The organism is Hydrogenophilus hirschii, assembly GCF_054656675.1.
Window position 1 is genome coordinate 195,951 of record NZ_BAAHXQ010000001.1, and the last position, 17,806, is coordinate 213,756.

Annotated in this window: 32 protein-coding genes; all 32 read left to right on the plus strand. The window is 58.0% G+C overall.

Going from position 1 to position 17,806, the window contains the following annotated elements; all coding sequences use genetic code 11:
• Positions 1–33 precede the first annotated feature (33 nt).
• Positions 34–429: a 30S ribosomal protein S12 gene (gene rpsL, locus ACYQ4Z_RS00970; protein ID WP_119334473.1), complete on the plus strand. Its 396-nt coding sequence runs from the start codon at positions 34–36 to the stop codon at positions 427–429.
• Positions 430–451: 22 nt separating this feature from the next.
• Complete coding sequence (rpsG, locus tag ACYQ4Z_RS00975) at positions 452–922, plus strand: 30S ribosomal protein S7 (RefSeq protein ID WP_219972293.1); 471 nt, start codon at positions 452–454, stop codon at positions 920–922.
• A 67-nt stretch (positions 923–989) separates the two neighbouring features.
• The gene (gene fusA, locus ACYQ4Z_RS00980) at positions 990–3,086 is read left to right on the plus strand and encodes an elongation factor G (protein WP_459859776.1); all 2,097 of its coding nucleotides are present in this window, start codon (positions 990–992) and stop codon (positions 3,084–3,086) included.
• A gap of 35 nt (positions 3,087–3,121) precedes the next feature.
• A complete protein-coding gene (gene tuf / locus ACYQ4Z_RS00985) occupies positions 3,122–4,312 on the plus strand; it encodes an elongation factor Tu (protein WP_119334476.1) in 1,191 nt (396 codons plus the stop codon).
• Between the two features lie 69 nt (positions 4,313–4,381).
• On the plus strand, positions 4,382–4,693 hold the full coding sequence (gene rpsJ / locus ACYQ4Z_RS00990) for a 30S ribosomal protein S10 (RefSeq protein ID WP_119336029.1): 312 nt from the start codon (positions 4,382–4,384) through the stop codon (positions 4,691–4,693).
• Between the two features lie 97 nt (positions 4,694–4,790).
• On the plus strand, positions 4,791–5,435 hold the full coding sequence (gene rplC, locus ACYQ4Z_RS00995) for a 50S ribosomal protein L3 (protein ID WP_119334477.1): 645 nt from the start codon (positions 4,791–4,793) through the stop codon (positions 5,433–5,435).
• Positions 5,436–5,446: 11 nt separating this feature from the next.
• On the plus strand, positions 5,447–6,073 hold the full coding sequence (rplD, locus tag ACYQ4Z_RS01000) for a 50S ribosomal protein L4 (RefSeq protein ID WP_219972288.1): 627 nt from the start codon (positions 5,447–5,449) through the stop codon (positions 6,071–6,073).
• Positions 6,070–6,378, plus strand: coding sequence for a 50S ribosomal protein L23 (gene rplW / locus ACYQ4Z_RS01005; protein WP_119334479.1), 309 nt, complete (start codon positions 6,070–6,072; stop codon positions 6,376–6,378). The genes rplD and rplW overlap by 4 nt, the downstream gene beginning before the upstream one ends.
• Before the next feature lie 2 nt (positions 6,379–6,380).
• Entirely contained in the window at positions 6,381–7,208 is an 828-nt protein-coding gene (rplB, locus tag ACYQ4Z_RS01010; RefSeq protein WP_119334480.1) for a 50S ribosomal protein L2, read from the plus strand.
• A 10-nt stretch (positions 7,209–7,218) separates the two neighbouring features.
• A complete protein-coding gene (rpsS, locus tag ACYQ4Z_RS01015; protein ID WP_217125723.1) occupies positions 7,219–7,494 on the plus strand; it encodes a 30S ribosomal protein S19 in 276 nt (91 codons plus the stop codon).
• Between the two features lie 11 nt (positions 7,495–7,505).
• Complete coding sequence (rplV, locus tag ACYQ4Z_RS01020) at positions 7,506–7,838, plus strand: 50S ribosomal protein L22 (protein WP_119334482.1); 333 nt, start codon at positions 7,506–7,508, stop codon at positions 7,836–7,838.
• Positions 7,839–7,850: 12 nt separating this feature from the next.
• Positions 7,851–8,618: a 30S ribosomal protein S3 gene (gene rpsC, locus ACYQ4Z_RS01025; RefSeq protein ID WP_119334483.1), complete on the plus strand. Its 768-nt coding sequence runs from the start codon at positions 7,851–7,853 to the stop codon at positions 8,616–8,618.
• Positions 8,596–9,012 (plus strand): 50S ribosomal protein L16, encoded by a 417-nt coding sequence (gene rplP / locus ACYQ4Z_RS01030; protein ID WP_119334484.1) that lies wholly within the window; start codon positions 8,596–8,598, stop codon positions 9,010–9,012. The genes rpsC and rplP overlap by 23 nt, the downstream gene beginning before the upstream one ends.
• A gap of 2 nt (positions 9,013–9,014) precedes the next feature.
• On the plus strand, positions 9,015–9,209 hold the full coding sequence (gene rpmC / locus ACYQ4Z_RS01035; protein WP_119334485.1) for a 50S ribosomal protein L29: 195 nt from the start codon (positions 9,015–9,017) through the stop codon (positions 9,207–9,209).
• Positions 9,206–9,478: a 30S ribosomal protein S17 gene (rpsQ, locus tag ACYQ4Z_RS01040; protein ID WP_119334486.1), complete on the plus strand. Its 273-nt coding sequence runs from the start codon at positions 9,206–9,208 to the stop codon at positions 9,476–9,478. The genes rpmC and rpsQ overlap by 4 nt, the downstream gene beginning before the upstream one ends.
• A 122-nt stretch (positions 9,479–9,600) precedes the next feature.
• Positions 9,601–9,969 (plus strand): 50S ribosomal protein L14, encoded by a 369-nt coding sequence (rplN, locus tag ACYQ4Z_RS01045; protein ID WP_119334487.1) that lies wholly within the window; start codon positions 9,601–9,603, stop codon positions 9,967–9,969.
• An 8-nt stretch (positions 9,970–9,977) separates the two neighbouring features.
• A complete protein-coding gene (rplX, locus tag ACYQ4Z_RS01050; protein WP_119334488.1) occupies positions 9,978–10,295 on the plus strand; it encodes a 50S ribosomal protein L24 in 318 nt (105 codons plus the stop codon).
• Positions 10,296–10,305: 10 nt separating this feature from the next.
• Positions 10,306–10,845 (plus strand): 50S ribosomal protein L5, encoded by a 540-nt coding sequence (rplE, locus tag ACYQ4Z_RS01055; RefSeq protein ID WP_119334489.1) that lies wholly within the window; start codon positions 10,306–10,308, stop codon positions 10,843–10,845.
• Between the two features lie 10 nt (positions 10,846–10,855).
• Entirely contained in the window at positions 10,856–11,161 is a 306-nt protein-coding gene (gene rpsN, locus ACYQ4Z_RS01060; RefSeq protein ID WP_119334490.1) for a 30S ribosomal protein S14, read from the plus strand.
• A 10-nt stretch (positions 11,162–11,171) separates the two neighbouring features.
• On the plus strand, positions 11,172–11,567 hold the full coding sequence (gene rpsH, locus ACYQ4Z_RS01065; protein WP_219972286.1) for a 30S ribosomal protein S8: 396 nt from the start codon (positions 11,172–11,174) through the stop codon (positions 11,565–11,567).
• Between the two features lie 14 nt (positions 11,568–11,581).
• On the plus strand, positions 11,582–12,115 hold the full coding sequence (gene rplF / locus ACYQ4Z_RS01070) for a 50S ribosomal protein L6 (RefSeq protein WP_219972285.1): 534 nt from the start codon (positions 11,582–11,584) through the stop codon (positions 12,113–12,115).
• A gap of 12 nt (positions 12,116–12,127) precedes the next feature.
• A complete protein-coding gene (rplR, locus tag ACYQ4Z_RS01075; RefSeq protein WP_219972284.1) occupies positions 12,128–12,481 on the plus strand; it encodes a 50S ribosomal protein L18 in 354 nt (117 codons plus the stop codon).
• 12 nt (positions 12,482–12,493) lie between these two features.
• On the plus strand, positions 12,494–13,012 hold the full coding sequence (gene rpsE / locus ACYQ4Z_RS01080) for a 30S ribosomal protein S5 (RefSeq protein WP_119334494.1): 519 nt from the start codon (positions 12,494–12,496) through the stop codon (positions 13,010–13,012).
• 5 nt (positions 13,013–13,017) lie between these two features.
• Positions 13,018–13,200: a 50S ribosomal protein L30 gene (rpmD, locus tag ACYQ4Z_RS01085; RefSeq protein ID WP_119334495.1), complete on the plus strand. Its 183-nt coding sequence runs from the start codon at positions 13,018–13,020 to the stop codon at positions 13,198–13,200.
• A gap of 3 nt (positions 13,201–13,203) precedes the next feature.
• Positions 13,204–13,641, plus strand: coding sequence for a 50S ribosomal protein L15 (gene rplO / locus ACYQ4Z_RS01090; RefSeq protein ID WP_219972283.1), 438 nt, complete (start codon positions 13,204–13,206; stop codon positions 13,639–13,641).
• A 16-nt stretch (positions 13,642–13,657) separates the two neighbouring features.
• A complete protein-coding gene (gene secY, locus ACYQ4Z_RS01095; protein ID WP_219972404.1) occupies positions 13,658–14,971 on the plus strand; it encodes a preprotein translocase subunit SecY in 1,314 nt (437 codons plus the stop codon).
• A 4-nt stretch (positions 14,972–14,975) separates the two neighbouring features.
• Complete coding sequence (infA, locus tag ACYQ4Z_RS01100) at positions 14,976–15,194, plus strand: translation initiation factor IF-1 (protein ID WP_119334497.1); 219 nt, start codon at positions 14,976–14,978, stop codon at positions 15,192–15,194.
• A gap of 15 nt (positions 15,195–15,209) precedes the next feature.
• A complete protein-coding gene (gene rpmJ / locus ACYQ4Z_RS01105) occupies positions 15,210–15,323 on the plus strand; it encodes a 50S ribosomal protein L36 (protein ID WP_119334498.1) in 114 nt (37 codons plus the stop codon).
• Between the two features lie 53 nt (positions 15,324–15,376).
• The gene (gene rpsM, locus ACYQ4Z_RS01110) at positions 15,377–15,742 is read left to right on the plus strand and encodes a 30S ribosomal protein S13 (RefSeq protein WP_119334499.1); all 366 of its coding nucleotides are present in this window, start codon (positions 15,377–15,379) and stop codon (positions 15,740–15,742) included.
• Between the two features lie 17 nt (positions 15,743–15,759).
• Positions 15,760–16,149: a 30S ribosomal protein S11 gene (gene rpsK, locus ACYQ4Z_RS01115; RefSeq protein WP_119334500.1), complete on the plus strand. Its 390-nt coding sequence runs from the start codon at positions 15,760–15,762 to the stop codon at positions 16,147–16,149.
• Between the two features lie 15 nt (positions 16,150–16,164).
• Positions 16,165–16,794: a 30S ribosomal protein S4 gene (rpsD, locus tag ACYQ4Z_RS01120; protein WP_119334501.1), complete on the plus strand. Its 630-nt coding sequence runs from the start codon at positions 16,165–16,167 to the stop codon at positions 16,792–16,794.
• Between the two features lie 20 nt (positions 16,795–16,814).
• Positions 16,815–17,804 carry a DNA-directed RNA polymerase subunit alpha gene (locus tag ACYQ4Z_RS01125; RefSeq protein WP_119334502.1) on the plus strand — a complete coding sequence of 330 codons (990 nt, stop codon included), beginning with the start codon at positions 16,815–16,817 and terminating at the stop codon, positions 17,802–17,804.
• The last annotated feature ends 2 nt before the right edge of the window (positions 17,805–17,806 follow it).

Sequence of the window (17,806 nt, forward strand, 5' to 3'; positions counted from 1 at the left end):
GTAGTCTGACTCGGATCTATTGGAGAACAGAAGATGCCAACCATCAACCAGTTGGTGCGTCGTCCGCGGAAAACGGCGCCCGAAAAGAGCAAAGTGCCGGCGTTGCAGGGATGTCCGCAAAAACGAGGCGTGTGTACGCGCGTCTATACCACGACGCCGAAAAAGCCGAACTCGGCCCTTCGTAAGGTCGCGAAAGTGCGTTTGACCAACGGTTACGAGGTGATTTCGTACATCGGCGGCGAAGGGCACAATCTGCAAGAACACTCGGTGGTGCTGATTCGTGGCGGCCGGGTGAAAGACCTGCCGGGTGTGCGTTACCACATCGTGCGCGGTTCGCTCGACTTGCAAGGGGTCAAGGACCGTAAGCAAGGGCGTTCCAAGTACGGGGCGAAGCGTCCGAAGCCGGGCGCCGCTGCTGGCAAGAAATAACCATTTTTGAAGGGAAACGGATATGCCGCGTCGTCGCGAAGTACCCAAGCGTGAGATTTTGCCGGATCCGAAGTTCGGCAACGTCAATGTCTCGAAATTCGTCAATGTGATCATGGTCTCCGGCAAGAAGTCGGTGGCCGAGCGTATCGTCTATGGCGCTTTCGAGATCATCGCCAGCAAGACCAACAAAGATCCGCTCGAAGTCTTTTCGGCGGCGATCGAAAACGTCAAGCCGCTTGTCGAAGTGAAGTCGCGCCGGGTTGGCGGGGCGAACTATCAAGTTCCCGTCGAAGTGCGCCCGTCGCGCCAGCTGGCATTGTCGATGCGTTGGTTGCGGGAAGCGGCGCGCAAGCGGTCGGAAAAGACGATGGCGCAGCGTTTGGCGGCCGAATTGATGGAAGCGGCGGAAGGGCGCGGCGGCGCGATGAAGAAGCGCGACGAAGTGCATCGTATGGCCGAGGCCAACAAGGCGTTTGCCCATTTCCGCTTCTGATTGTCGATAAGATTACGTAAGCCCTCGGGTGAGGGCTTGAGTTGTTGTTCGTTCAAAGGATAGAACCGTGGCACGGAAAACGCCCATCGAACGCTACCGGAATATCGGGATCTCGGCGCACATCGACGCCGGGAAAACCACGACGACCGAGCGAATTCTCTTTTATACCGGCGTGAACCACAAGATCGGTGAGGTTCACGACGGTGCTGCAACGATGGACTGGATGGAGCAGGAACAAGAGCGCGGGATCACGATCACTTCCGCGGCAACGACCTGCTTCTGGCGCGGGATGGACATGCAATTCCCGGAATACCGGTTCAACATCATCGATACCCCGGGGCACGTCGATTTCACGATCGAAGTCGAGCGCTCGATGCGCGTGCTCGACGGTGCGTGTATGGTTTACTGTGCGGTCGGTGGCGTGCAGCCGCAGTCGGAAACGGTGTGGCGGCAGGCGGAAAAATACCGTGTGCCTCGTCTCGCGTTCGTCAACAAGATGGACCGGCAAGGAGCCAACTTCTTCCGTGTCTATGAGCAGATGCGGGAGCGGCTCAAAGCCAACCCGATACCTATCGTCATTCCGATCGGTGCCGAAGAGAACTTCGTCGGGGTCGTCGACCTCATCAAGATGAAAGCAATTCACTGGGATGAGGCGTCGCAAGGGACGAAGTTCGAGTATTACGATATCCCAGCTGAGTTGCGCGACCAAGCCGAAGAGTGGCGGGAAAAGATGATCGAAGCCGCCGCCGAAGCGAACGAAGAGTTGATGAACGCGTACCTCGAAAACGGGACGCTGAGTGAGGAGCAGATCGTCGCTGGGTTGCGTCAGCGGACCATTGCGTGCGAAATCCAACCGATGCTCTGCGGCTCTGCGTTCAAGAACAAAGGCGTTCAGCGCATGCTCGACGCCGTGGTCGAATTTCTCCCCTCTCCGGTCGATATCCCGCCGGTGCAAGGGACAGACATGGACGGCAATCCGGCTGAGCGTCGCGCCAGTGACGATGAGAAATTCTGTGCGCTCGCATTCAAATTGATGACCGACCCCTACGTCGGGCAACTCACCTTCTTGCGCGTCTATTCGGGGGTTTTGAGCTCCGGCGATACGGTCCTCAACTCGAACAAAAACAAAAAAGAGCGCATCGGTCGCCTCTTGCAAATGCACGCGAACAACCGAAATGAGATCAAAGAGGTGCGTGCGGGCGACATTGCGGCCGCAGTCGGGCTCAAAGAGGTGATCACTGGGGAAACCCTGTGCGATCCGGCCGCGCCGATCAAGCTCGAGTCGATGCAGTTCCCCGAACCGGTGATTCACGTCGCGGTCGAGCCCAAATCGAAGGCCGACCAAGAGAAAATGGGGATCGCGCTGCAGCGCCTCGCGATGGAGGACCCATCGTTCCGTGTGCGTACCGACGAAGAGTCGGGACAGACGATCATCTCTGGAATGGGTGAGCTGCACCTCGAGATCATCGTCGACCGGATGCGCCGTGAGTTCAACGTCGAAGCGAATGTGGGTGCGCCGCAAGTGGCGTATCGCGAAGCAATCCGCAAAACGGTCGAGCAAGAAGGAAAATTCGTCAAGCAGACCGGGGGTCGCGGTCAGTACGGCCACGTTTGGATTCGACTCGAGCCGAACGAGCCCGGCAAAGGGTACGAGTTCATCGACGCGATCAAAGGTGGCGTGGTGCCGCGTGAATACATCCCGGCGGTCGACAAAGGGATCCAGGAGGCGGCGCAATCTGGGGTACTTGCAGGCTACCCCGTCGTCGACTTCAAAGTGACCCTCTTCGACGGGTCGTACCACGAGGTGGACTCGAACGAAAACGCGTTCCGGATGGCAGCGTCCATCGCATTCAAAGAGGCGATGAAAAAGGCCGATCCGGTGTTGCTCGAGCCGATGATGGCGGTCGAAGTCGAAACACCGGAAGAGTTCATGGGTAACGTGATGGGCGACCTTTCTGCGCGCCGGGGCATCGTCCAAGGGATGGACGATTTGCCGGGTGGGATGAAGGTGATCCGCGCCGAGGTGCCGCTTGCCGAAATGTTCGGCTACGCAACGCAACTGCGGTCGCTCACCCAAGGTCGTGCCACCTACTCGATGGAGTTCAAGCATTACGCTGAAGCGCCGCGTAACGTTGCCGAAGCGGTGATCAACGCGCGCAAATGATCGATGGTGACCATCTTTTGAAGGAGTGAAACGAAATGGCCAAGGCAAAATTCGAGCGGACGAAGCCGCACGTCAATGTGGGGACGATTGGGCACGTGGACCACGGCAAGACGACGCTGACGGCGGCGATCACCACGGTGCTGGCGAAGCACTTTGGTGGTGAAGCGAAGAAATACGACGACATCGACGCGGCGCCGGAAGAAAAAGCGCGTGGGATCACGATCAACACCGCGCACGTCGAATACGAAACCGCGAACCGTCACTACGCGCACGTCGACTGCCCGGGGCACGCCGACTACGTCAAGAACATGATCACGGGTGCCGCGCAGATGGACGGCGCGATTCTCGTGGTCTCGGCTGCAGACGGCCCGATGCCGCAAACGCGCGAACACATCCTGTTGGCGCGCCAGGTCGGTGTTCCCTATATCATCGTCTTCCTCAACAAATGCGACATGGTGGACGACCCGGAACTTCTCGAACTCGTCGAAATGGAAGTTCGGGACCTGCTCAATCAGTACGGCTTTCCGGGTGACGACACCCCGATCATCAAAGGCTCGGCGCTCAAAGCGCTCGAAGGCGACCAGAGCGAAATCGGCGAGCCGGCGATCCTCAAACTGGCTGAGACGCTCGACAGCTACATCCCCACGCCGGAGCGCGACATCGACAAACCGTTCCTGCTCCCGATCGAAGACGTCTTCTCGATCTCGGGTCGCGGAACCGTCGTGACCGGCCGCGTTGAGCGTGGTACCGTGAAAGTCGGCGACGAAGTCGAAATCGTCGGCCTGCGTCCGACGCAAAAGACCACCGTCACGGGCGTGGAAATGTTCCGCAAACTGCTCGACGAAGGGCGTGCGGGTGACAACGTCGGGGTGCTGCTTCGCGGAACCAAACGCGAAGAAGTCGAACGGGGTCAAGTGCTCGCCAAACCGGGTACCATCACCCCGCACACCCACTTCGAATGCGAAGTGTACGTGCTCACCAAAGAAGAAGGGGGCCGTCACACCCCGTTCTTCTCCAACTACCGTCCGCAGTTCTACTTCCGTACCACCGACGTCACGGGGTCGATCGAACTGCCGGAAGGGGTGGAAATGGTGATGCCGGGTGACAACGTCAAACTCACGGTGAAACTCATTGCACCGATCGCGATGGAAGAAGGTCTGCGCTTTGCGATCCGCGAAGGCGGCCGTACCGTGGGTGCCGGCGTCGTCTCCAAAATCATCGAGTGATCGATTTGTGATATGATTCGTGCCCTCGCATCTGCGAGGGCCTTTCTTTTGTTCTTTGAGGATATCGAGATGAAAACGCAAAAGATCCGGATTCGCCTCAAGGCGTTCGACTACCGGTTGATCGACCTTTCCGCGGCGCAAATCGTCGATGCGGTCAAGCGCACGGGCGCGGTCGTTCGTGGTCCCGTTCCGCTGCCAACCAAAATCGAACGCTACAACGTGTTGCGCTCTCCGCACGTCAATAAAAAGTCGATGGATCAGTTCGAGATTCGTACCCACCATCGCTTGCTCGATATCGTAGACCCAACGGACAAGACCGTCGACGCGCTTTCGAAGCTCGACCTTCCTGCCGGGGTTGACGTCGATATCAAATTGCTCTAAGCGCAACCTTTTCTTGTGTTATAATGCTGCGTTCATCCGACGCAGATTTTGTGTTTTGGTGACCTCCGGTCAATCGTAACCGGAATAGGAGATAAAAATGAGTCTTGGCCTTGTTGCACGCAAGGTCGGCATGACCCGCATTTTTACCGAAGACGGGCAGAGTATTCCCGTAACGGTATTGGCGGCTGCCGGCAATCGCGTTGTTCAGATCAAGTCTCCCGAAACCGACGGTTATGCAGCCGTTCAAGTGGGTTTCGGGGAGCGTCGCCCCATTCGGGTCACGAAACCGCTCGCAGGTCATTTTGCCAAGGCGGGTGTTACCCCGGCTAAGGTACTCCGCGAATTTCGTGTCGACCCGGCTGAACTCGAGCAGTTCAAGCCAGGGGACACCCTTTCGGTCGAACGCTTCCAGGTTGGGCAAAAGGTCGATGTCACTGGGCGCTCGATCGGTAAAGGCTTTGCGGGTGCGATCAAGCGGCACAACTTCAGTTCGAACCGCGCGTCGCACGGCAACTCGATCACCACCAATGCACCGGGTTCGATCGGTATGGCGCAAGACCCGGGTCGCGTCTTCCCGGGTAAGCGAATGGCGGGGCATCTGGGTGACGAAACTGTCACGGTTCAAAACCTGGAAGTGGTGCGGGTCGATGCCGAGCGTCAACTCATCTGGGTCAAGGGGGCGGTCCCTGGCGCGAAAGGTCGCGAGGTGATCGTTCGTCCCGCAGTGAAGGCCAAAGGCTAAGCGAGGCGACGATGGAATTGAAACTACTCGATACGAATGGTCAAGAGGCAGGCGCAGTGACCGTCTCGGACCAGCTTTTTGGTCGCGAATTCAACGAGCCGCTCGTCCATCAGGTCGTGGTGGCGTACATGGCCAATGCGCGTCGGGGCACGCGGGCGCAAAAAGACCGTTCGCAAGTGAAACACTCCACACGCAAGCCCTGGCGGCAAAAGGGTACCGGCCGTGCGCGTGCCGGGATGACCTCGAGCCCGTTGTGGCGTGGAGGTGGGAAGGTTTTCCCGAGTACGCCAGACGAAAATTTTTCTCATAAAGTCAACCGGAAGATGTACCGCGCTGCGATGGCGTCGATTTTGTCGGAATTGGCGCGCCAGGGGCGGCTTGCGGTTGTCGATGGTTTCGATGTCTCGGCTCCGAAGACCAAGCTGGTCGTCGAAAAGCTCAGGGCGATGGGGGTCTATGATCGCAATGTCCTCCTTGTCACTGAACAGCTCAGCGAAAACCTGCTGTTGGGTAGCCGTAATTTGAAGAACGTGTTGGCGCTGGAAGCGCACGAGGTCGATCCGGTCGCGCTGGTTCATTTCGACTTGGTGTTGGTGACCAAGGGCGCCATCGAAAAATTCCAGGAGATGTGGCAATGAGTGCGCTCAAGGAACGCCATTATCAGGTACTGCTGGCACCGGTGATTTCCGAAAAATCGACGATGCTGGCTGAGACGCGCAATACCGTCGTCTTTCGGGTAGCGCCTGATGCAGAAAAGCACGAAATCAAAGCGGCTGTGGAAGGCCTCTTCAACGTTCGGGTGCAAGGGGTGCGCGTCGTCAATGTGAAAGGCAAGGTGAAGCGTTTCGGCCGTTTTGCTGGTCGCCGCGCCAATGTTCGTAAGGCTTACGTGACGCTCGAGCCCGGTCAAGAGCTCGATTTCGTCATGGGTGGGAGTGCGTAATCATGCCGATCGTCAAGCTGAAACCAACCTCTCCGGGTCGGCGCCACGTCGTCAAAGTGGTCCATCCGCATCTGCACAAAGGTGAGCCGTACGCACCGCTCGTCGAAGCACAAACACGCAAAGCGGGCCGCAACAATGTCGGTCGCATCACCACCCGGCACAAAGGGGGTGGTCACAAACGCCATTATCGGATCATCGATTTCCGTCGCAATAAAGACGGCATTCCTGCCAAAGTCGAACGGATCGAATACGATCCCAACCGTACGGCGCACATTGCACTGATTTGTTACACCGACGGCGAACGTCGCTACATTCTCGCCCCCAAGGGACTCGAAGCGGGGATGGTGGTCGAAAGTGGCCCGCAGGCCCCGATTCGTGTCGGAAATGCGCTCCCGTTGCGTTCGATCCCAGTTGGGACCACGATTCACAACATCGAACTTCAGCCCGGTAAGGGTGGGCAGTTGGCCCGCGCTGCGGGCGCTTCCGCGATGCTGGTCGGTCGCGACGGTGGCTATGCTCAGATCCGCCTCCGTTCCGGTGAAGTGCGTCGCGTCCCGATGGAGTGCCGTGCCACGATCGGCGAGGTCTCCAACAGTGAGCACAACCTGGAGAAACTGGGCAAAGCCGGGGCCTCGCGCTGGCGCGGGATCCGTCCGACCGTCCGTGGTGTTGCGATGAACCCGATCGATCACCCGCATGGTGGTGGTGAAGGCCGTACGGGTACGGGTGGGCCTCCCGTCAGCCCATGGGGTTGGCAGACCAAAGGGTATCGGACGCGTAAGAACAAGCGTACGGACGGCATGATCATTCAAAGCCGTCATAAACGGTAAGGGGTAAGCAATGGCACGTTCAGTGAAGAAAGGGCCTTTCGTCGACGCCCACCTCCTCAAAAAGGTCGAGGCGGCGCGCGCGAAAAACGACAAGCGGCCGATCAAAACCTGGTCGCGTCGCTCGACGATCTTGCCGGAATTCATCGGGTTGACCTTTGCGGTGCATAACGGTCGGCAACACGTTCCGGTTTTCGTCACCGAAGCGATGGTCGGCCACAAGTTGGGTGAATTCTCCTTCACCCGTACCTTCAAAGGGCACGCAGCCGGTAAGAAGGCGAAACGGTAAGGAGCGAAGCGATGAAAACCACACGAGCAGTGATTCGCGGCGTGCGCCTTTCGCCACAAAAAGGCCGCCTGGTTGCCGACGTGATTCGCGGCAAGCCCGTTGCTGAGGCGCTCAACATCCTCGAGTTCATGCCTCAGAAAGGGGCGAAGATCATCAAAAAAGCGTTGCTTTCGGCGATTGCCAACGCCGAGCACAACGATGGCGCCGACATCGACGCCCTCAAAGTGGTCCGCATCCACGTCGAGAAAGGCTTTGTGCTGAAGCGCTTCGCTGCGCGCGCCAAAGGGCGCGGGACTCGGATCTTGAAGCCGACGTCGCATATCTATGTGACCGTGGGCGAGTAAGGAGAAGCATCGATGGGACAGAAGATTCATCCAACCGGCTTTCGCCTCGCGGTCACGCGCGATTGGGTCTCGCGTTGGTATGCGCCGAGTAAAGCGTTTGCACCGACGCTCCAAGCCGACGTCGCGCTGCGCCGCTATCTCAAAGAGCGTCTCAAGCATGCGGCAGTGAGCCGGATCGTGATCGAACGCCCGGCCAAAGCGGCAAAAATCACGATTCATACCGCTCGCCCAGGGGTTGTGATCGGCAAGAAAGGCGAGGACATCGAAAAGCTGCGTCAAGAGGTTTCCGAACGCTTGGGTATTCCTGCCCAGGTCTCGATCGAAGAGGTGCGCAAGCCGGAACTCGACGCGCAATTGGTCGCCGAGTCGATCGCCAATCAGCTCGAAAAGAGGATCCAGTTCCGCCGAGCGATGAAGCGCGCGATGCAAAGCGCGATGCGCTTGGGCGCCAAGGGGATCAAGGTGATGACCTCGGGGCGACTGAACGGGGCGGAGATTGCCCGTTCGGAATGGTATCGCGAGGGTCGTGTGCCGCTGCACACGTTGCGCGCCGACATCGATTACGGATTTGCGGAAGCGCGTACCACCTATGGGGTGATTGGCGTCAAGGTATGGATTTACAAAGGGGACGTGCTCAATCGTAACCAGTCGCCCGTTGCGGCGTCCTCTGAAGAACCGCGCAAATCGCGCCGTGCCACACGGGAAAACACGCGTCGTGCTCGGGCTGGCCGCGCGTCGGCAAAATCGGGAGTGAACCATGCTGCAACCGAAACGAACTAAGTATCGTAAGGTCCAGAAAGGGCGCAACAAAGGGATCGCTACGCGCGGGACCGAGGTCTCGTTCGGAGAGTTCGGTTTGAAAGCCGTTGGGCGTGGTCGCCTTACGGCACGTCAGATCGAAGCGGCACGTCGCGCGATGACCCGCCACATCAAACGGGGTGGTCGCATCTGGATCCGAGTCTTTCCGGACAAGCCAATCACGCAAAAACCGGCAGAGGTTCGGATGGGTAGCGGTAAAGGGAACCCCGAGTATTGGGTTGCGGAGATCCAACCGGGCAAAGTCCTCTATGAGATGGCCGGGGTCAGTGAAGAGTTGGCGCGTGAAGCGTTTCGCCTTGCCGCAGCGAAGTTGCCGTTCCGGACGATCGTCGTAACCCGACGGTTGGGGAGCTAAACATGAAAGCAAAGGATTTGAGAGAGAAATCGGTAGCCGAATTGAAAGAGGAGTTGCTGTCGTTGCGTAAAGCGCAATTCTCTTTGCGGATGCAGCTTGCAACACAGCAGCTCAGCAATACGGCGCAGATGCGCGCAGTGAAACGGGATATCGCGCGCGTCAAAACCGTGCTGGCAGAGAAAGGGGTACGGACATGACCGGGAATCAAGGGGAAAAAAACCGTCGCCGGTTGCAAGGGAAGGTGATTTCCACGGCCAGGCAGAAGACGGTGACGGTGTTGGTCGAACGCCGTGAAGCGCACCCGCTCTATGGCAAATATGTGACCAAATCGCGCAAGTTTCACGCCCATTGTGAAGATCCCAACGTGGCGCTGAACGATGTCGTCGAAATCGTCGAATCGCGCCCAATCTCCAAAACCAAGAGTTGGGTTGTTTCGCGAATCGTCACGAAAGCGGGTTTGGTGTAAGGTCTTGGCAAAATTCCGCAGCGACAGTATAATTGATGATTCTGGTTGTGCGCCCCGCGTGAGCGGGGCGTCTTGTTCCCAGTCCAATACTGTCCGCATTGCGGTATAAGTTGGAGTCAAAGATGATTCAAATGCAGACCCTTCTCGAGGTCGCCGACAACAGTGGCGCGCGCAAGGTGATGTGCATCAAGGTTTTGGGTGGTTCGAAGCGCCGCTATGCCAACGTGGGCGACATTATCAAAGTCTCGGTCAAAGACGCTGCGCCACGTGGTCGTGTGAAAAAAGGCGACGTGTATAACGCTGTGGTCGTGCGCACGGCAAAAGGGGTTCGCCGTCCGGACGGTTCGCTCGTCAAGTTCGACGAAAACGCAGCTGTGCTCCTGAACAATAAATTGGAGCCGATCGGAACGCGTATCTTCGGCCCGGTGACGCGTGAATTGCGTACCGAGCAGTTCATGAAAATCGTTTCGTTGGCTCCCGAAGTGATCTGAGGTGTGCCATGCAGAAGATTCGGAAAGGTGACGAAGTCATCGTCATCGCAGGAAAAGACAAGGGACGCCGTGGCGTGGTCCAGAAGCGCGTCGGTGCAGACCGTGTCGTCGTCGCAGGCATCAATGTCGTTAAAAAACATGTGCGCCCTAATCCGTTGAAAGGGGAGCCGGGCGGGATCGTACCGAAAGAGATGCCCATCCATATCTCGAACGTGATGCTGTTCAATCCCAAAACTCAGAAAGGGGATCGGGTTGGCATCAAGATTCTGGAAGATGGTCGTAAGGTGCGGTTTTTCAAGAGCACCGGTGACCTGGTAGAAGCGTGAGGACACGACGATGGCACGGTTGTTGAAGCAATATCAAGAAGAGGTGGTTCCCGCGCTGATGGCCCGCTTTGGCTATCGCTCGGTGATGGAGGTGCCGCGCATCGTGAAGATCACCCTCAATATGGGGGTAGGTGAAGCGGTTGCCGACAAGAAAGTGCTCGAAAACGCGATGAACGATCTGGCGAAGATTGCCGGGCAAAAGCCGGTGATCACGCGGGCGCGGAAGTCCGTGGCTGGCTTCAAGATTCGCGAAGGCTATCCCATTGGCTGTAAGGTCACCTTGCGCGGTGTGCGCGCGTACGAATTCCTGGATCGGCTGATTACGATCGCGCTCCCGCGCGTACGCGACTTCCGCGGAGTCGGCGGCAAAGGGTTCGACGGTCGTGGCAATTTCAACCTTGGGGTTCGTGAGCAGATCATTTTCCCTGAAATCGAATACGACAAGGTGGACGCCGTTCGTGGTCTGAACATCACGATCACGACGACCGCAAAGACCGATGAAGAGGGCCGGGCGCTTTTGGAAGCGTTCCGTTTCCCGTTCCGGACGTAAGGGTACGAGTATGGCTAAGAAATCGATGATCAACCGCGAAAAGAAGCGGGAAGCGCTGGTGGCGAAATACGCGAAGAAGCGCGCGGAATTGTTGGCGATCATTAACGATCAGTCATTGCCCCTCGAGGAGCGTATGGCTGCGCGTCTGAAGTTGCAGCAGTTGCCGCGTAACGCCAGTCCGGTACGTTTGCGCAATCGTTGTGCGTTGACGGGTCGTCCGCGCGGGACGTTCCGTAAATTCGGGTTGTGCCGTAATCAGTTGCGTGAACTGGCGTTCACGGGTCAGATTCCGGGCATGACCAAGTCGAGCTGGTAAGGAGAGCGCGATGAGTATGACTGATCCCATCGCCGATATGCTGACGCGTATCCGCAATGCGCAAATGGTGCAAAAAAGTCATGTCGAAGTGCCGCATTCCAAATTGAAAGAGGCGGTGGTGAAGGTGTTGCACGATGAAGGCTATATTGCCGGATACGAAGTCCTGCGCAACGGCCCGAAAGCAACCTTGAAAGTGGCGCTGAAGTACTATGCAGGCCGCCCGGTGATCGATCGCATCGAGCGCGTTTCCCGCCCCGGTTTGCGGATCTATCGCGGCGCCGATGAATTGCCGAAGGTACAGAATGGCTTGGGTATCGCGATCGTTTCGACGCCCAAGGGCGTGATGAGCGACCGTGAAGCACGCAAAGCGCGCGTTGGCGGTGAAGTGCTCTGCATCGTCGCTTAACGGGAGAAGAGAAGATGTCTCGAATCGCGAAACAACCGGTCGTATTGCCCAAAGGTGTGGAAGTCACCGTGAGCGGCGACGTGGTGCGGGCCAAAGGTCCTTTGGGGCAACTGGAGATGAAAGTGCATCCTGCGGTGGCGATCGAAGTCGCCGACAGGGTTGCGCGGGTGCAGCCGAAAACCGATGTCGTTCGCAGCGCCATGTACGCAGGGACGATGCGTGCGCTTCTGGCCAATATGGTCAAAGGGGTTTCTGAAGGCTTCGAACGCCGTTTGCAACTCGTCGGGGTTGGGTACCGGGCACAAGCGCAAGGCAAACAGATCCAATTGTCGCTCGGGTTTTCTCATCCTGTGATCCACGCTTTGCCCGACGGGGTCAAGGCTGAGACGCCTTCACAAACGGAAATCGTCCTCAAAGGGATCGACAAGCAGTTGGTGGGTCAGGAAGCGGCCAAAATCCGTGCTTACCGTCCGCCAGAGCCCTATAAGGGCAAAGGGGTTCGCTATGCTGGCGAACAGGTGATCCTGAAAGAGACGAAGAAGAAATAAGGTGGTTAGACCATGAACAAGAGACTTGCACGTTTGCGCCGCGCCCGCAAAACCCGGGCCAAAATTGCGCAACTGAAGAAAATTCGTCTGGTAGTCTATCGCTCCAACGCGCACATGTATGCCCAGATCACTACGCCGGATGGAGCGAAGGTGCTCGCTGCCGCTTCGACGCTCTCGAAAGCGCTGCGTGACCAGGTGAAGAACGGCGGAAACGCAGCGGCTGCCGCGTTGGTCGGTAAAGCGATTGCTGAAAAAGCCAAGGCGCTCGGTATCGAAGAGGTGGCTTTCGACCGTTCCGGGTATTTGTACCATGGGCGTGTCAAAGCGCTGGCCGAAGCCGCCCGCGAGGCCGGCCTGAAATTCTGACGGGGTGAAGCGATGAGCAGAAAAGCGAACAAAGGGCGCGATTACGAAGCGCAGGAAGAGTTGATCGAAAAGTTGGTCGCGGTCAATCGCGTCAGTAAGACCGTGAAAGGTGGGCGGATTTTGAGCTTTGCCGCACTCACGGTCGTCGGGGATGGCGATGGCCGTGTTGCGATCGGCAAAGGTAAAGCGCGCGAAGTTCCGGTGGCGGTCCAGAAAGCCATGCAGTACGCGCGCCGCAACCTGGTCGAGATTCCGCTGCGCAATGGTACCCTTCAGCACGAAATCATCGGAAAGCATGGCGCGAGCCGCGTGATCATGAAGCCGGCGCCTGCCGGTACCGGGATCATTGCGGGGGGTGCGATGCGTCTGTTGTTCGAAGCCCTTGGTGTCAAAGACGTCATTTGTAAGTCCTTGGGCTCGCGCAATCCGCACAACGTGCTGCGCGCCGCGATGAAGGGGCTCACCCGGATGCAAACACCGGCCGAAATCGCCGCGAAACGCGGGAAGTCGGTCGAAGAGATCCTGGAGTAAGCAAAATGAGCGCACAAACGATCCGCGTGACACTGGTCCGCTCCTTGATTGGCACGCGCCAGGACCACCGGGCAACCGTCCGGGGTTTGGGGTTGCGCCGCCTGAACCATACTGTTGAGTTACCCGATACGCCGCAGGTGCGGGGCATGATCCGCAAAGTAGGCTATCTATTGAAAGTCGAGGGGTAAGTGATGCGCTTGAATCAACTTCAACCCGCAGAAGGGGCCAAAAAACCGCGCCGTCGCGTTGGTCGCGGTATCGGTTCCGGTTTGGGGAAAACCTGTGGCCGCGGTCACAAAGGGCAAAAGTCTCGGGCTGGCGGTTTTCATAAAGTCGGTTTCGAAGGCGGGCAAATGCCATTGCAGCGGCGCTTGCCCAAGCGAGGCTTCACGTCTCCCAACAAAGGGCTCGTCCACGAGCTGCGTTTGAGCGATCTCGAGCGCCTGCCTGTCGATGAGATCGATTTGATCGTCCTGAAACAGGCCGGCCTCTTGCCAAACAACGCGATCGGCGCCAAGGTGATCGCATCGGGTTCGCTTTCCCGCCGTGTCGTGCTGCGCGGGATCAAGGCGACGCGTGGTGCGCGCGCAGCGATCGAGGCTGCGGGCGGTTCGGTCGAAACGGAGTGATCCCGCTGTGGCGACGATGACCGCCCCTGGCTTCGCGCTCGGTAAATTCGCCGACTTGAAACGGCGCCTGTGGTTTCTCGTCGGCGCGTTGATCGTATACCGGATCGGCGCGCATATTCCCGTTCCGGGGATCGACCCGGTGCAGCTCGCGAAGCTCTTCGAAACGCAACAAGGCGGGATCTTGGGGGTGCTGAACCTCTTTTCTGGTGGGGCACTCTCGCGTTTCACGATCTTTGCCCTTGGTGTGATGCCGTACATTTCGGCGTCGATCGTAATGCAGTTGATGACTTATGCATTCCCGCCCCTCGAGCAACTGCGCAAAGAGGGTGAAGCGGGGCGGCGCAAAATCGCGCAATATACGCGGTACGGTACCGTCGCTTTGGCCTTTGTCCAGTCGCTGGGGATCGCGGTGGCGCTGGAGAACCAGCCCGGATTGGTCCTCGAGCCAGGGTTCATCTTCCGGATGACCACGGTGGTCACCCTGGTCACGGGTACGATGTTCCTGATGTGGCTGGGTGAGCAAATTACCGAGCGTGGTATCGGTAACGGGATTTCGCTGATCATTTTTGCCGGTATCGTGGCGGGCTTGCCGACTGCGCTTGCGGGTACGTTCGAGCTTGTCTCGACGGGGTCGCTGCATCCCTTGGCAGCACTGCTTATCGTAATGCTCGTGATCGGCGTCACGGCGTTCGTGGTCTTCGTCGAGAAAGCGCTGCGCAAGATCCCCATTACCTACGCGAAGCGGCAAGTGGGCAATCGTCTCTATGGCGGTCAAAGCTCGCATTTGCCATTGAAGCTCAACATGGCTGGGGTGATTCCGCCGATCTTTGCGTCGTCGATCATTCTTTTTCCTGCGACTGCGGCGCAATGGTTCGGCGCATCAGAATCTCTCGAATGGCTGCGCAATATGGCCGCGGCGCTTTCGCCTGGGCAGCCCATCTATATCTTGCTCTATGCGCTCGCGATCATTTTCTTTGCTTTCTTCTATACCGCGTTGGTCTTCAACGCGAAAGAGACTGCGGAAAACCTCAAGAAGAGCGGTGCGTTCGTTCCCGGGATTCGCCCCGGTGATCAGACCGCACGGTATCTCGATCGGGTACTGACGCGATTGACGCTGGCTGGTGCGCTTTACGTGACATTGGTCTGTCTGATCCCTGAGTTCCTCATTTTGGAATGGAACGTTCCCTTCTATTTCGGTGGCACGTCGCTCCTGATCATCGTCGTCGTGACGATGGATCTGATGAATCAGGTGCAATCGCACATCATGTCTCATCAGTACGAGAGCCTCCTGAAAAAAGCGAACTTGCGCAGCGGTCGGACAAGGGGTTGACGCGATGGCCAAAGAAGATGTGATCGAGATGCAAGGAGAAGTGATCGAGAATCTGCCGAACACGACGTTTCGGGTTCGGTTGGAGAACGGTCACGAAATTTTGGGTTATATCTCCGGCAAGATGCGGATGAACTACATCCGGATTTTGCCCGGGGACAAGGTGACGGTGCAATTGACGCCCTACGATCTCACGCGCGGGCGGATCGTCTTTCGCAGCAAATAATTTTGGAGAGAAACGATGCGAGTACAACCTTCTGTCAAGCGGATTTGTCGCCACTGCCGGATCATCCGCCGTCACGGGGTCGTGCGGGTGATCTGTAAAGAGGCACGGCACAAACAGCGCCAAGGTTGATCCTGGTGCATCTTTCCGCTAGAATTGCATGTTTTTCATTGGGATGAGTGGATATGGCCCGAATTGCTGGGGTAAACGTACCCAACCATAAACACGCCGAGATTGCGCTGACCCACATCTTCGGGATCGGTCGTTCACGCGCGCGCAAAATTTGCGACGCGGCGGGAGTCTCACGGCAAGCGAAGATCAAAGATCTCACGGACGCCGAAATCGAGCGCTTGCGCGAAGAGGTGGCTAAGTATAAGGTCGAAGGGGATCTGCGCCGCGAAATCACGATGAACATCAAGCGGCTGATGGACCTCGGGTGCTACCGTGGGATGCGCCATCGTCGCGGTCTGCCGGTTCGTGGTCAACGGACGCGGACCAATGCCAGGACGCGTAAGGGGCCGCGCAAGACGATCGCGGGCAAGAAGAAGTAATGTGAGGGTCAAGTAGCATGGCGAAGAGTGGAGTCAAGGCGCGTCGTCGCGTCAAAAAGAACGTTTCCGACGGGATTGCCCATATTCAGGCAACCTTCAACAATACCATCGTAACCATCACCGACCGGCAAGGGAACGCGCTGGCGTGGGCTTCCGCAGGCTCCTCTGGGTTCAAGGGGTCGCGCAAGAGCACGCCTTTCGCAGCGCAGGTTGCTGCCGACGCTGCCGGAAAAGCTGCGATGGAGTGTGGTATCAAAAATCTGGAAGTCCGCGTGCAAGGGCCGGGACCGGGGCGCGAATCGACCATTCGTGCCCTTGCTGCGTTGGGTATCAAAATCACCGGGATCGCCGACGTGACGCCGATTCCGCACAATGGATGCCGTCCGCCCAAGAAACGTCGGGTTTGATGAGGAGAATGATCAGTGGCACGTAATCGTGATCCAAAATGCCGTCAGTGTCGGCGTGAAGGTGAAAAACTCTTCCTGAAAGGGGAGAAGTGTTTCACCGACAAATGTGCGTTCGAGCGCCGTTCCTATGCGCCTGGTCAACACGGGCAGAACTCGGGGCGTCGTCTCTCGGGTTACGGTCAGCAGTTGCGCGCGAAGCAAAAAATCCGTCGGATCTATGGCGTACTGGAAAACCAATTCCGGCGGATTTATGCAGAAGCCGAACGGCGCAAAGGGCAAACCGGTGAAAACCTGTTGCAACTGCTCGAAGGTCGCCTTGATTCGGTCGCCTACCGCATGGGGTTCGGTGCCTCTCGCGCCGAAGCGCGGCAACTGGTGCGTCACAATGGGGTATTGGTCAACGGCAAACGCGTGAATATCCCCTCCTATCTCGTACGCCCCGGTGACGTGATCGAACTCACCGAGCGTGCCCGCAAGCAGCTGCGCGTGCAAGCGGCGCTCAAAAGCGCGCAAGAGCGCGGTTTCCCTGAGTGGGTCGAGGTCAACGTCGAGGAAGGCAAAGGGGTCTTCAAGGCCTATCCGATGCGTTCGGAACTTTCGCCGACGCTCAACGAGCAGGTGGTGGTCGAGCTCTATTCGCGTTAACCTGACGAGAGGACAGCGCAATGCCGTTTGAATCTTATTTGACCCCGCGTTCGGTTCAGATCGAGATGCTGTCGCCGGTGACGACACGCATCACGTTGGAACCGTTCGAGCGCGGTTTTGGCCATACGCTGGGAAATGCGCTGCGCCGTGTTCTGCTCTCTTCTCTGCGCGGTTTTGCGCCGACCGAGGTGCGCATCACGGGTGTCCTCCATGAGTACAGCGCGCTCGAAGGTGTGCGTGAGGACGTCGTCGATCTGTTGCTCAACCTCAAAGGGGTGGTTTTTTGCCTTCACGACCGGGACGAAGCGATCGTCCGTTTGGAAGTGGTTGGCCCCGCAGTGGTGAAAGCAGGCGACTTTGCGTTGCCCCATGGCGTCGAGGTGATCAATGAAGAGCATGTGATCGCCCACGTCGAAGAAGGGGGGCGCCTGGAAATGGAAGTGGTCGTCGAGGCGGGCCGTGGGTACGTACCGTCAAGCAGCCGTGACAGTAAGGTGATCGGCGGTATTGCGATGGATGCTTCCTTTTCGCCGGTGCGCCGTGTCGCGTACGCGGTGGAAAGTGCCCGTGTCGAGCAGCGCACCGACCTGGATCGCCTGGTGCTGGAGGTCGAAACCAACGGTGCGGTCGATGGGGTCGAGTTGGTGCGTCAAGCCGCGAAGGTATTGATCGAGCAATTCCAGGTTTTTGCCAACCTCGAGGGACAAGAAGAAGCGGCAGCAGCGGAAGCGGAAGCGACGATCGATCCGATTTTGCTCCGTCCGATCGACGAGCTCGAACTGACCGTGCGTTCTGCCAATTGCCTCAAAGCCGAAAACATCTACTATGTGGGTGACTTGATCCAGAAGACGGAGCAAGAGCTGCTCAAGACCCCCAATTTGGGTCGGAAGTCGCTCAACGAAATCAAATCGGTACTTGCGGCGCACGGGCTCTCCTTGGGGATGAAGCTGGACAATTGGCCGCCTGCTGGGCTTGTGCGTGCGGATGCCGACAAACAGAAGGAAGTGTGATC

Bases quoted from the DNA above. Each gene is read 5' to 3' on its own strand.
- rpsL (WP_119334473.1), top strand. From the start codon at position 34: ATGCCAACCATCAACCAGTTGGTGCGTCGTCCGCGGAAAACGGCGCCC.
- rpsG (WP_219972293.1), top strand. From the start codon at position 452: ATGCCGCGTCGTCGCGAAGTACCCAAGCGTGAGATTTTGCCGGATCCG.
- tuf (WP_119334476.1), top strand. From the start codon at position 3,122: ATGGCCAAGGCAAAATTCGAGCGGACGAAGCCGCACGTCAATGTGGGG.
- rpsJ (WP_119336029.1), top strand. From the start codon at position 4,382: ATGAAAACGCAAAAGATCCGGATTCGCCTCAAGGCGTTCGACTACCGG.
- rplC (WP_119334477.1), top strand. From the start codon at position 4,791: ATGAGTCTTGGCCTTGTTGCACGCAAGGTCGGCATGACCCGCATTTTT.
- rplD (WP_219972288.1), top strand. From the start codon at position 5,447: ATGGAATTGAAACTACTCGATACGAATGGTCAAGAGGCAGGCGCAGTG.
- rplW (WP_119334479.1), top strand. From the start codon at position 6,070: ATGAGTGCGCTCAAGGAACGCCATTATCAGGTACTGCTGGCACCGGTG.
- rplB (WP_119334480.1), top strand. From the start codon at position 6,381: ATGCCGATCGTCAAGCTGAAACCAACCTCTCCGGGTCGGCGCCACGTC.
- rpsS (WP_217125723.1), top strand. From the start codon at position 7,219: ATGGCACGTTCAGTGAAGAAAGGGCCTTTCGTCGACGCCCACCTCCTC.
- rplV (WP_119334482.1), top strand. From the start codon at position 7,506: ATGAAAACCACACGAGCAGTGATTCGCGGCGTGCGCCTTTCGCCACAA.
- rpsC (WP_119334483.1), top strand. From the start codon at position 7,851: ATGGGACAGAAGATTCATCCAACCGGCTTTCGCCTCGCGGTCACGCGC.
- rplP (WP_119334484.1), top strand. From the start codon at position 8,596: ATGCTGCAACCGAAACGAACTAAGTATCGTAAGGTCCAGAAAGGGCGC.
- rpmC (WP_119334485.1), top strand. From the start codon at position 9,015: ATGAAAGCAAAGGATTTGAGAGAGAAATCGGTAGCCGAATTGAAAGAG.
- rpsQ (WP_119334486.1), top strand. From the start codon at position 9,206: ATGACCGGGAATCAAGGGGAAAAAAACCGTCGCCGGTTGCAAGGGAAG.
- rplN (WP_119334487.1), top strand. From the start codon at position 9,601: ATGATTCAAATGCAGACCCTTCTCGAGGTCGCCGACAACAGTGGCGCG.
- rplX (WP_119334488.1), top strand. From the start codon at position 9,978: ATGCAGAAGATTCGGAAAGGTGACGAAGTCATCGTCATCGCAGGAAAA.
- rplE (WP_119334489.1), top strand. From the start codon at position 10,306: ATGGCACGGTTGTTGAAGCAATATCAAGAAGAGGTGGTTCCCGCGCTG.
- rpsN (WP_119334490.1), top strand. From the start codon at position 10,856: ATGGCTAAGAAATCGATGATCAACCGCGAAAAGAAGCGGGAAGCGCTG.
- rpsH (WP_219972286.1), top strand. From the start codon at position 11,172: ATGAGTATGACTGATCCCATCGCCGATATGCTGACGCGTATCCGCAAT.
- rplF (WP_219972285.1), top strand. From the start codon at position 11,582: ATGTCTCGAATCGCGAAACAACCGGTCGTATTGCCCAAAGGTGTGGAA.
- rplR (WP_219972284.1), top strand. From the start codon at position 12,128: ATGAACAAGAGACTTGCACGTTTGCGCCGCGCCCGCAAAACCCGGGCC.
- rpsE (WP_119334494.1), top strand. From the start codon at position 12,494: ATGAGCAGAAAAGCGAACAAAGGGCGCGATTACGAAGCGCAGGAAGAG.
- rpmD (WP_119334495.1), top strand. From the start codon at position 13,018: ATGAGCGCACAAACGATCCGCGTGACACTGGTCCGCTCCTTGATTGGC.
- rplO (WP_219972283.1), top strand. From the start codon at position 13,204: ATGCGCTTGAATCAACTTCAACCCGCAGAAGGGGCCAAAAAACCGCGC.
- secY (WP_219972404.1), top strand. From the start codon at position 13,658: ATGACCGCCCCTGGCTTCGCGCTCGGTAAATTCGCCGACTTGAAACGG.
- infA (WP_119334497.1), top strand. From the start codon at position 14,976: ATGGCCAAAGAAGATGTGATCGAGATGCAAGGAGAAGTGATCGAGAAT.
- rpmJ (WP_119334498.1), top strand. From the start codon at position 15,210: ATGCGAGTACAACCTTCTGTCAAGCGGATTTGTCGCCACTGCCGGATC.
- rpsM (WP_119334499.1), top strand. From the start codon at position 15,377: ATGGCCCGAATTGCTGGGGTAAACGTACCCAACCATAAACACGCCGAG.
- rpsK (WP_119334500.1), top strand. From the start codon at position 15,760: ATGGCGAAGAGTGGAGTCAAGGCGCGTCGTCGCGTCAAAAAGAACGTT.
- ACYQ4Z_RS01125 (WP_119334502.1), top strand. From the start codon at position 16,815: ATGCCGTTTGAATCTTATTTGACCCCGCGTTCGGTTCAGATCGAGATG.